Annotated in this window: 1 protein-coding gene; it reads left to right on the top strand. The window is 58.2% G+C overall.

Annotated elements, in window-relative coordinates; translation table 11 throughout:
• On the top strand, window positions 1-239 hold a 239-nt coding region (locus tag A2J01_RS09185), incomplete at both ends, for a hypothetical protein (RefSeq protein ID WP_156519222.1).

The raw sequence follows: 239 nt of genomic DNA, 5'->3' as shown, positions 1-239 counted from the left end.
GACCATGCAGACATCCCCTTCGAGAGGTTGGTGGATTACCTCTCGCCCGACCGTTCCACCGAGCATTCACCTCTGTTTCAGGTACTCCTCGAATTCCAGACCGATACTGGACTGCGCTTCGACTTGCCGGAACTGACGGTTCGCTCGCTCGACGTCGATCTCGCGGTTGCGAAATTCGACTTGCAACTGAGTGTGATGGAGCACGTCGACGAGCACGGTGAGCCCGCTGGTATCAGCGC

This window comes from Rhodococcus sp. EPR-134, assembly GCF_001647205.1.
In the GTDB taxonomy this organism is placed as follows: Bacteria; Actinomycetota; Actinomycetes; order Mycobacteriales; family Mycobacteriaceae; genus Rhodococcus_F; species Rhodococcus_F qingshengii.
Note: the sequence above shows the minus strand (reverse complement) of the source record. Positions and strands in the feature narration are given on the sequence as shown.